Raw genomic sequence first — 8,685 nt, 5'->3', positions numbered from 1 at the left:
GAGCGGGTATCGGGGTCCGTAGGATGGTTTGCGTATTCGCAGGCGCAAACGGGAGCGCGTATGGAGACGTCGGCGCAGGACTCCGCGAACCGCGCGCAGGAGGCCAGGGAGCTGCAGCGGGGGTGGTACGGGGAGCCGCTGGGGGACCTGTTCCGGCGGCTGATCGCGGACCTGGGGCTGAACCAGGCGCGGCTGGCCGGGGTGCTCGGGTTGTCCGCGCCGATGCTGTCGCAGCTGATGAGCGGGCAGCGGGCGAAGATCGGCAATCCGGCGGTGGTCCAGCGGCTCCAGTCGTTGCAGGAGTTGGCCTCGCAGGTCGCCGACGGGCGGACCGGCGCGATGGAGGCGGCGGCGCGGATGACGGAGATCCGCGAGTCCGCGGGTTCCTCGGTGCTCGGCACCACCACGCACTCCGCGTCCGGCGAGTCGGGGGCGGCGACCCCCCGTCAGGTCGTCCGCGGCATCCAGACAGTGCTGCGCGCGGTGGCCTCGGCGGGCGAGATCGAGCGGGCCGCACACGCCCTCGCGCCCGCCCACCCGCAACTGGCAGAGTTCCTCCGTGTGTACGGCGCCGGGCGGACCGGGGACGCGCTCGCGCACTACGAGGCGCACCAGGACTGAGCGACGGAAGCGGGCCACCGGGACCGACCGCACGAGGAAGCACGAGGAAGTCCAGGGCGAGGCGGCGCAGGGCACGAGGGCGAGGGGACGGACGGCACACCATGGGTGAGGTCTTCGCGGGCCGGTACGAGCTGGTGGACCCGATCGGACGGGGTGGCGTCGGCGCGGTCTGGCGCTCCTGGGACCACCGCCGACGCCGCTATGTCGCCGCCAAGGTGCTCCAGCAGAGCGACGCCCACGCGCTGCTGCGGTTCGTCCGCGAGCAGGCGCTGCGCATCGACCATCCGCACGTGCTGGCCCCAGCGAGCTGGGCGGCCGACGACGACAAGGTGCTGTTCACCATGGACCTGGTGCGCGGCGGCTCGCTGTCGCACCTGATCGGGGACTACGGGCCGCTGCCGCCCCCGTACGTCTGCGTGCTGCTCGACCAGTTGCTCGCCGGCCTGACCGCCGTGCACGCCGAGGGCGTCGTGCACCGCGACATCAAACCGGCGAACATCCTGCTGGAGGCGACCGGCACCGGCACCCCGCACGTACGGCTGTCGGACTTCGGCATCGCGATGCGCAAGGGCGACGCCCGGCTGACCGAGACCGACTACGTGGTCGGGACGCCCGGTTACTTCGCGCCCGAGCAGATGCTGGGCGCCGAGCCCGACTTCCCCGCCGACCTGTACGCGGTGGGCCTGGTCGCCCTCTTCCTGCTGAGCGGCCGGAAACCGGACGCGGAGGCCATCAGGGAACGCTTTGTGGCGATGGGCATGCCGTCGGCGCCGACGGGGGTGCCCGAGCCGCTGTGGCAGGTGGTCGGCGCGCTGCTCCAGCCGGACCCGCACGCCCGGTTCCGTACCGCGACCGGGGCCCGCAAGGCGCTCGCCGCCGCGATCGAGCTGATCCCGGAGGGCGGGCCCGGCGAGGAGCCCGTGGAGGTCTTCGACCAGATCGGACCGCTGCCCGAGGGCTTCGGCCCGGACGGCCCGCTGGTGCGGGCCGCTGCGCGGCAGGCCCCGCCGTCCGCCGACCTGACCCGTGGTTTCCCGCTGGCCGCCCCACTGGCCGGCCCGCAGGCCGAGCCGGAAGCCGCCGCGCCGGGCGTACCGCGGGCCGCACCCCGATCCGTTCCGCAGGCCGCACCCGAATCCCTTCCGCGGTCCGCCGCACAGGCCACACCGCCGCCCGTCCCCCGGAGCGCCCCACCCCGCCCGGCCGGTCGCCACGCCGCACCGCTCCCCGCGTCCGGACCGATCACCCACACCAGGACCAGGGCCGAGTTCCCGCCCCCAGCGGCACCGGCTGCGGCACCGGCCCAGCCCCTGCCGCAGCCCGAGCCCCCGCCCCACCCCCAATCACAGCCGCAGCCGCAGCCGGCTGGGGCGTACCCCGTACAGACCGCCGACACCGCGTCGGCGCGCCTGCCCGCGCGCAGGCCGAAACCGGGACCGCCCGCCAAGGTGGTGATCCCGGTTCTGGTGCTGGCCGTGATCTGCTTCACGATCGGCTTCGTGGCCCTGGCCGTGTCCTGACGTCTGCCGTGCGAAGACGGGGCTCAGCGCGCCTACCAGGCGGGCGGCGGTCCGTACCCCGACTGCGGCGCCTCCGCAGTCGGGGTACGGACCGTGCGCGCCGCCCGCCGCCGCGCGGAGGCGATCCACCCGGCGAGGCCGAGCAGCAGCACCGTGCCGGCGCCGAGCGCGGCGAAAGCCAGGAACCGCAGCCCCGAGGTGCCCGAGGACGCGGCACCGCCGGCGGGCGCCCCGTTCGCCGAGGACAGGTCGTGCGCGTCGACGCCGATGCCGGCCACGCCCGGGTCGCCGTCGTACGCCGGCCCCGCCTGCGCCGCGCCCTCCATCTGGATCCGCAGGACGACCGGCACCGGGCCCTTCACCGCCGTGGCGACCTCGGGGTGCACGGTGACCGCGAAGTAGTACGGGCCCGCGTACCGCACTCGCGCGACCTGGTCGTCGCTCGCCGCCCGGTTCGCGTACGACACGGGCGCGAGCTGCTCGCTGATCGAGGTCTGCGCGCCCTCGTACGCGCGGTTCTCGCTGTCGATCAGTTCCCGCACCGGACTGTAGGCCGCGAGCCGCACCCCGGAGCTGACGTAGGCGGAGTCGTCGGTGACCTGGGCGCTGGAGAAGTTCGCGAAGACCGTGACCTGCTGGCCCCAGTCGACCGGCACCCGGTAGAAGCGGGTCTCACCGGGCAGCACCCGGTCCTTCCAGATGCCGGTCTTCACCGCGGCTGCGGTCCCGAACGACGTGCCGCCGCGGGCCTGCCGTGCGGTGCCCGTGGTGAGCGGCGTCGGCGAGGCGGTGCCGAAGCCCGGGGCGGGCCGCGCGGTGGTGCCCGGCTCGAGTGCGGGCTCGCCGACATAGCGCAGCTCCAGCGGCCACGCCCCGGGGTCGGAGGTCCCGTCGCTGGTCCGGTGCACCTGGAGGGTGTACTGGTCGGCGCCCTGGCAGGAGGAGGCCACGCCGATCAGCCGGGAGACCGCGGTGCCGATCGGCCGGACGTCGCCTTCGTCCTGGAAGTGGGAGTCGGCGCTGTCACAGTCCTCGCCCCCCGCGCTCTCCAGCTTCAGCTCGATGCCGTCGCCGTACGCCACCCGCGAACCGCTCGCCGGCACCGCGAACGCGGACGCGTAGGCGGAAGTCCTCGCGTCGAGCGCGATCCCGTAGTACTTGGTCTCGCCCGGACCGATGGTGTCCCGGTACGTGGTCGCGGGCTGCATCTGCGGCGCGTCCACGGTGGTGGCGGCTCCGGCGAGCGCCTTCCCCGCGGGCTGCCATACGGCGGGCGCGGCCGGTTCCCCGGACGGGGACGGCGTGCTGTCGGCGACGGCCCGGCCCTGGAGGGCGGTGAGCGCCAGCACAGCCGCCACCGCGGTGAACGCGGTGCGCCGCGTCCTGCCGCGGGCGCCCGGTTCCTGACCGTGCGTCATACCGCGACCGGGCCCGATGCCCTGACCGCCCGTCTCCCGGCCGCGCCTCGTGCCCTGACGTCGCGTCATACCCCACCCCTTGTCGTACGGTTCCGCGTGCGGTGCACCAGCGCCACCGCTCCCACTCCGGTGAGGGCCACCGCCCCACCCGTACCGGCCGCGATCAGGTCCGTGCCGGTGATGCCGCCGCGGCCGCCCGAGCCGGGCGAACCGTCGGCCGCCGCCGCAGCCGCGCTCGGAGAGGAGGCGGCCCCGTGGTGCCCGCCCTGCCGGGCGAGCGGCGGCGCGTGGTACTGCGGGCCCGTCAGCTCCTCGCCGGTGACCTGGACCCGGAGGATGACGCCGACGGCCGCGTTCCTGGCCAGCCGCGCGGCGTTCGGGCCCAGGCCCACCGCGATCCAGTAGTCGCCCGCGCTGTGCGCGGCGTGCGCCGGTTCGCCGTTCACCCAGCGATTGGTCCATGTGACCGGGACCGTACCGAGACCGACCGAGACCGGGGAGCCGTCGTACAGGCGGTTCTCGCGGGCGCCCGAGGCGTCCTCGACCGGCAGCCGGCCGGGGGCGTACGCGGAGGTCGTGACGAAGGTCGTGGCGCCGGCCGAGGGGGCGTCGAGCACCGGCTCGTTGGCGAACTGGGCCGCGTACGTGAGCTGCTGGCCCCAGCCGACGCGCACCCGGTAGTAGCGGGTCTGGGCGGGCAGCAGCCGGTCCCGCCAGACGCCGGTGGTGAGCGGGACGGCGTCGTTGAAGCCGGTGCCGCCGGTGACGTCTTCCGGGGTGCCGGTGACGGGCGCGGGCGCGGTCCCGTAGTCGGTCCGGGCGGCGGCCGGTACGGTGCCGTCCGGCAGCGGCGCCTCGGTGTCGTACCGCAGCTCGATCGGCCAGCGGCCCTGGTCGGAGGTGACGGCGCTGGTGCGGTGCACGGAGAGCAGGTAGCGCCCGGCCTGGTCGCACTCGCCGTCGTGGCCGTGGCTGGGGACGCGGCTGACCGCGCCGGTGAGGGTCATCGCGCCCTCGTCCTGCCCGAAGTGCGTGGACCGGGTGTCGCAGGTGTAGCCCGAGGTGCCGGCGGAGGCGAGCTTGAGCTCCAGGCCGTCGCCGTACTCGACGCGCACGCCCGGCTGCGGAACCGCCGTCGCCGACAGGTCCGCGGTGGCGGCGGCGTCGAGCGTGGCGGCGTACCAGCGGGTCTCGCCGGGGCCGATGGTGTCCAGGTACTGGCCGGGACGGATCGGGGCGGCCTTCCCGGGGCCGGGGCCGCCGGTGACGCGGGTGCCTCGCAGGCGGTAGGCGTCCGCGCTGAGCTGCGAGGCGCGGACCAGCTGACGGCCGAGCGCGGCGGCGTCCGGGGCGTCGTAATAGGCGCCGTGGCCGGCGCGGGCCATGCACTCCAGTTCCTCGCGGGCCGCCCCCTCGACCTGGAAGCCGACGGTGTCGATCCGCACGTCGAGGCCGTCGCCGGCGAGCCGGGCGGCGACCTCGCAGGGCCGGGGAGCGCCGCAGTTGGACTCGCCGTCGGAGACCAGCAGGATCGTCCGCCGCCCGCCGGGCGGCAGGTCACCGGCCGCCTTGGTCAGGGCGAGCGCGGTGGGGGTGTCGCCCCTGGGCCGGACGGCGGCCACGGCCCGCTTCACCGCACCGCGGTCCAGGGCGGTGACGGGCTGGACGAGGCTGGTGTCGTCGCAACCGTGCGGCTTGCCGGCGCCGTAGACCCGCAGCCCGGTGGGATAGCCGTCCGGCAGCGAGTCCGCCACCGAGCCGACGGCCGTACGGGCGGAAACGATCCGGGTGTGCCCCGAGCCGTCGGGCCCGGCCATCGAGCCGGAGGAGTCCAGCACCATGATCAGGCTGCCGTCCGGCCCGGCGGGCGGCGCGGCGGAGGCGGTGGGCGGCGCCGCCGCGAGACCAGCCGTCAGGGCCACCGTCACCGCTGCGGCCCGCGCGGCCCCCAGTACGGCGGCGGCCCGCCACGGCGGTGGTCGTCGGTCCACGTCACATCCCCCTCGCACCCCACGACGATGTCATTTGCTCAAGCAAAGTATCCATTTGCTCATGCAAACTCAAGTGACTGGTGTCACGGTACGGCAACAGAGGCTACGAGGGCGCCTGCCGCGGGCGGTTCCCGGGTCGGGGGGTGCGGCCGTACGGCTGCGGATACGGCGAAGGCCCCGGCCGCACGATGCGACCGGGGCCCGGAGAACACGCCGACGCCTTCCGGCATCTCACGCGCGCCTCAGACGTTGGTGCCGGAACCCGCCGGGACGGCGTCAGTGGCTTCCGTCCACAGGTCCTGCTCGGCGCGGTCCGCCTGAATCTGTCGGTACACAAACAGGCCGGCGACAGCGGCCAGTGCGACCAGGAGAAACTTCTTCACCGCGTGACCTCCTTCATATGTGGGACGTGCTCTGACGCGCCCGACTATACACAGCGGCCGATACCGAACGGTGATCTTGACGGCCCGCGCCCGCCACACGTACGTCACCTGAACGGCGGCCCAACGGCCACCCCGTACCGGAGTGCGGGTTCGGAGCCCTCCGCCGCGCCTGGCTGAGCCGAGCAGCGAACGACGAAGGCGACGTGGTCCGCGGTGTCACGGACGTACGTCGCCTTGTCGTGCTGGGTGGGGCTAACAGGACTTGAACCTGTGGCCTCTTCCTTATCAGGGACCGCTTCAAAAATGGCGAACACCGCAGGTCAAGGCGATGTCCCGATTTCATCCCATCTACAGCCATCTACATCCACGGGAGTACGTAGACACCGGCTGATAGTCGTTTGCGAACGCAATCTGTCCGGACAGATTCCGGACAGATTCCGGATGCTGATCACGCCGCCACCAGCCGCAAGCGGGCCCGACGTCGACCGACGATCGTCCCGTCTTCCAGCGCGGCGAGGGCCTGCCCGGCGTAGTCCGCAGCGGCGTGCGTGTAGAGCCACGTCACCTCGCCGGCGCGTTCGTGGCCGAGCAGCTCCTGGGTGATCGCCTCGGGTACGCCGCGGTCGTGCAGCCGACTCGCATACGCGTGACGTACGTCGTGGAACTCGGGCCACCAGAACGTGCGGCTGCGCTCAACCTTCCGCGTCCGACCCGTTGCCACGTCCTTCTCCTCTTCTATCCACTCCTTCGTCGTCTTCCGCACCACACCGGCGTCCTCGATGGCGCGCGTCCAGATACGCCGCCATCCGCTCCGGCGCATCGGCGCCCGGGCCGGCTGACCGTCCCGGCCGCGACGGTTGCGCCCGTGGAACACGAGCTCTTCCGGGTGCAATCCCTCCTTAGGATCGGTGCGCGCGGTGCTCGGCTTCTCGTCCGCCAGGAGCTCGGCGAGCACTCGGCACGCGAGACCAGTGAGCGGCACCGTACGTAGGCCAGCGTTGCTCTTCGGATACGCCTTGCGGCGAACGACGCCGCGGACCTCAGTCAGGACCTCACGGACCTGCAGTCGCCGGCGGTCGAGGTCCACCCAGCACGCACGCAGACCCGCGAGCTCGCCGAACCGCAGACCGGTCTCCTGGGCGACGATCAGGAAAGCGTGGTGGTAGTCCGGGACGTGCGCCCGGATCCGCCAGAGCTGGACGTAGGTCGGCGGCCGTCGGTCCTCAGGGTGGGCTTTCTTCACGGTCGGCAGCTTCACGCCCTCAGCCGGATTAAAAGGGATCCGCCGGTCGAGCCGGGCCGAGGTGAGCATGCGGTCCAGGATCTGGAAGGCCTTGATGACGCTGCCGGCAGCCAGCGGACCGCCGTTCCCGTCGTGCAGCCGGTTCACCCACGCCTGGATCTCCATATAGCCCAGCTCATACAGCCGGTGCGATCCGAAGGCCGGCGCGACGTGCGTCCGCCACATCCTCTCGTCCCGGTCCAGCGTCGCCTCCTCGCCAACCTGGACCGGCCACCAGATCTCATGCCAGGCGCAGAGAGTGATCTCGCCGCGGGCAGGGTCGAGCCATGTCCGTTGCCGGACGGCGGTCCGCATCTCCTCCAGGAGCGCGACGGCTTCGTCGTAGGTCGGTTTGTTCTTGTGATGTTCTCGGCCGTCCAGCCCGGTGTAGCGGGCCTGCCAGCTCCCGGAGTGGTCCTTCTCTGCTGGCCTCTCCGGCGTCGGGATCTTGCCCTTGCAGAACTCGCAACCGCACGCCGCGCTCGCGATCATGCGGGGGTTGTTGGTGGGTTTACGCCCCACGGGATACCTGCCATACGTGCTGACTGTTGTGCGTACGGCGCCGCCGGGCGCCTGCCGTGAGCTCGGCCGGCAGGGGAACGGGATCCCCGCAGAAGCACAGAGGGACACCCGAGATAGAAGGCAGCGGAGCGTCCAGGTCGGCGAGGATCGCGCGCACCTCATCGAGGAGCACGCCCTCCCAGTCCACGCCGCGTCGGACGAGGATCGTGACGTCGTCCGGCTCCCAGGCCGCAACGGCTGCTGGCAGGACGTCGACCACGACAATGCGCACGCACATAGGACCCCCAGGGGTGGATGCAATGGAATGCACCGCTCCGGGAGGACAGCGGTCTCCGCACGCTACATCGACCCGCGTAGTACGGCATCCATAAATGCGCACACACGCTCAATTTTTTGTTTTGCGATGAACTTCCCATCGGTTAGGCAACCCTGACTAACCGTCACATATTGATCATCACGAAGCCCTCATGCTTCGGCCGAGCGCCTCGGCGGTCTGGATCAGCGCCCGCTGCCCCTCCACGGGCAAGTTGCGGTAGATCCTCAGCAGCTTGGCCTCACGTTCCGCATCGAGGTCGCCAGGCACTTGTCGCCCGTTCGCCTCGAACATCTCGCGGACAGTGAGCCTCACTCCCTTGGCAAGGGCGCGTAGGTGATCGGGAGAGATCCCTCCACCGGTGCCGCGGCGGCGGGTCAGCCAGGCATTGAGCGTCGAGTACGGGATGCCTGTGACCTTCGCCAAGTCGCGCTGGGTCATCTGCATCTCGCCGAGTCGCCGCAGTACCAGGGCGGCGACGTCCTCGCCTGCGGGTGGGGGACTCGTCACAGGAGCACTATCTACGGCCACCATCTACATACGCAAGTAGAACGCGGAGCCTTCACCTGTTCGTGGGGCGCACTGGCGCATCTACATGACTCCTGTGCGCCGTCACTGTGCACACCTACACGCCG

General features: G+C 72.3%; 7 protein-coding genes. 2 read left to right on the top strand and 5 right to left on the bottom strand.

Features of this window, described 5'->3' with window-relative positions; translation table 11 throughout:
• Window positions 1-60 precede the first annotated feature (60 nt).
• Both VIW71_RS19445 and VIW71_RS19440 read left to right on the top strand, forming a co-directional pair.
• Window positions 61-621 (top strand): helix-turn-helix domain-containing protein, encoded by a 561-nt coding sequence (locus VIW71_RS19445; RefSeq protein ID WP_331623629.1) that lies wholly within the window; start codon window positions 61-63, stop codon window positions 619-621.
• A 101-nt stretch (window positions 622-722) separates the two neighbouring features.
• Window positions 723-2,141, top strand: a complete 1,419-nt coding sequence (locus tag VIW71_RS19440; RefSeq protein ID WP_331623628.1) for a serine/threonine-protein kinase — start codon at window positions 723-725, stop codon at window positions 2,139-2,141.
• 32 nt (window positions 2,142-2,173) lie between these two features.
• Here the strand turns inward: VIW71_RS19440 and VIW71_RS19435 are convergent, their stop codons facing one another.
• The 5 genes from VIW71_RS19435 to VIW71_RS19415 all read right to left on the bottom strand — a co-directional run bounded on the left by VIW71_RS19435 (window position 2,174) and on the right by VIW71_RS19415 (window position 8,497).
• On the bottom strand, window positions 2,174-3,628 hold the full coding sequence (locus VIW71_RS19435; RefSeq protein ID WP_331623627.1) for a hypothetical protein: 1,455 nt from the start codon (window positions 3,626-3,628) through the stop codon (window positions 2,174-2,176).
• A complete protein-coding gene (locus tag VIW71_RS19430) occupies window positions 3,625-5,550 on the bottom strand; it encodes a vWA domain-containing protein (protein WP_331623626.1) in 1,926 nt (641 codons plus the stop codon). Before VIW71_RS19430 ends, VIW71_RS19435 begins: the two co-directional genes overlap by 4 nt.
• Before the next feature lie 242 nt (window positions 5,551-5,792).
• Window positions 5,793-5,933 carry a DLW-39 family protein gene (locus tag VIW71_RS19425; protein WP_331623625.1) on the bottom strand — a complete coding sequence of 47 codons (141 nt, stop codon included), beginning with the start codon at window positions 5,931-5,933 and terminating at the stop codon, window positions 5,793-5,795.
• 448 nt (window positions 5,934-6,381) lie between these two features.
• Entirely contained in the window at window positions 6,382-7,707 is a 1,326-nt protein-coding gene (locus VIW71_RS19420) for a tyrosine-type recombinase/integrase (protein WP_331623624.1), read from the bottom strand.
• A 484-nt stretch (window positions 7,708-8,191) separates the two neighbouring features.
• Window positions 8,192-8,497 (bottom strand): helix-turn-helix transcriptional regulator, encoded by a 306-nt coding sequence (locus VIW71_RS19415; RefSeq protein WP_331623623.1) that lies wholly within the window; start codon window positions 8,495-8,497, stop codon window positions 8,192-8,194.
• Window positions 8,498-8,685: the final 188 nt, after the last annotated feature.

This window comes from Streptomyces sp. (assembly GCF_036524955.1).
Classification (GTDB): Bacteria; Actinomycetota; Actinomycetes; order Streptomycetales; family Streptomycetaceae; genus Actinacidiphila.
This window is presented reverse-complemented; position numbering and strand designations above follow the sequence as displayed.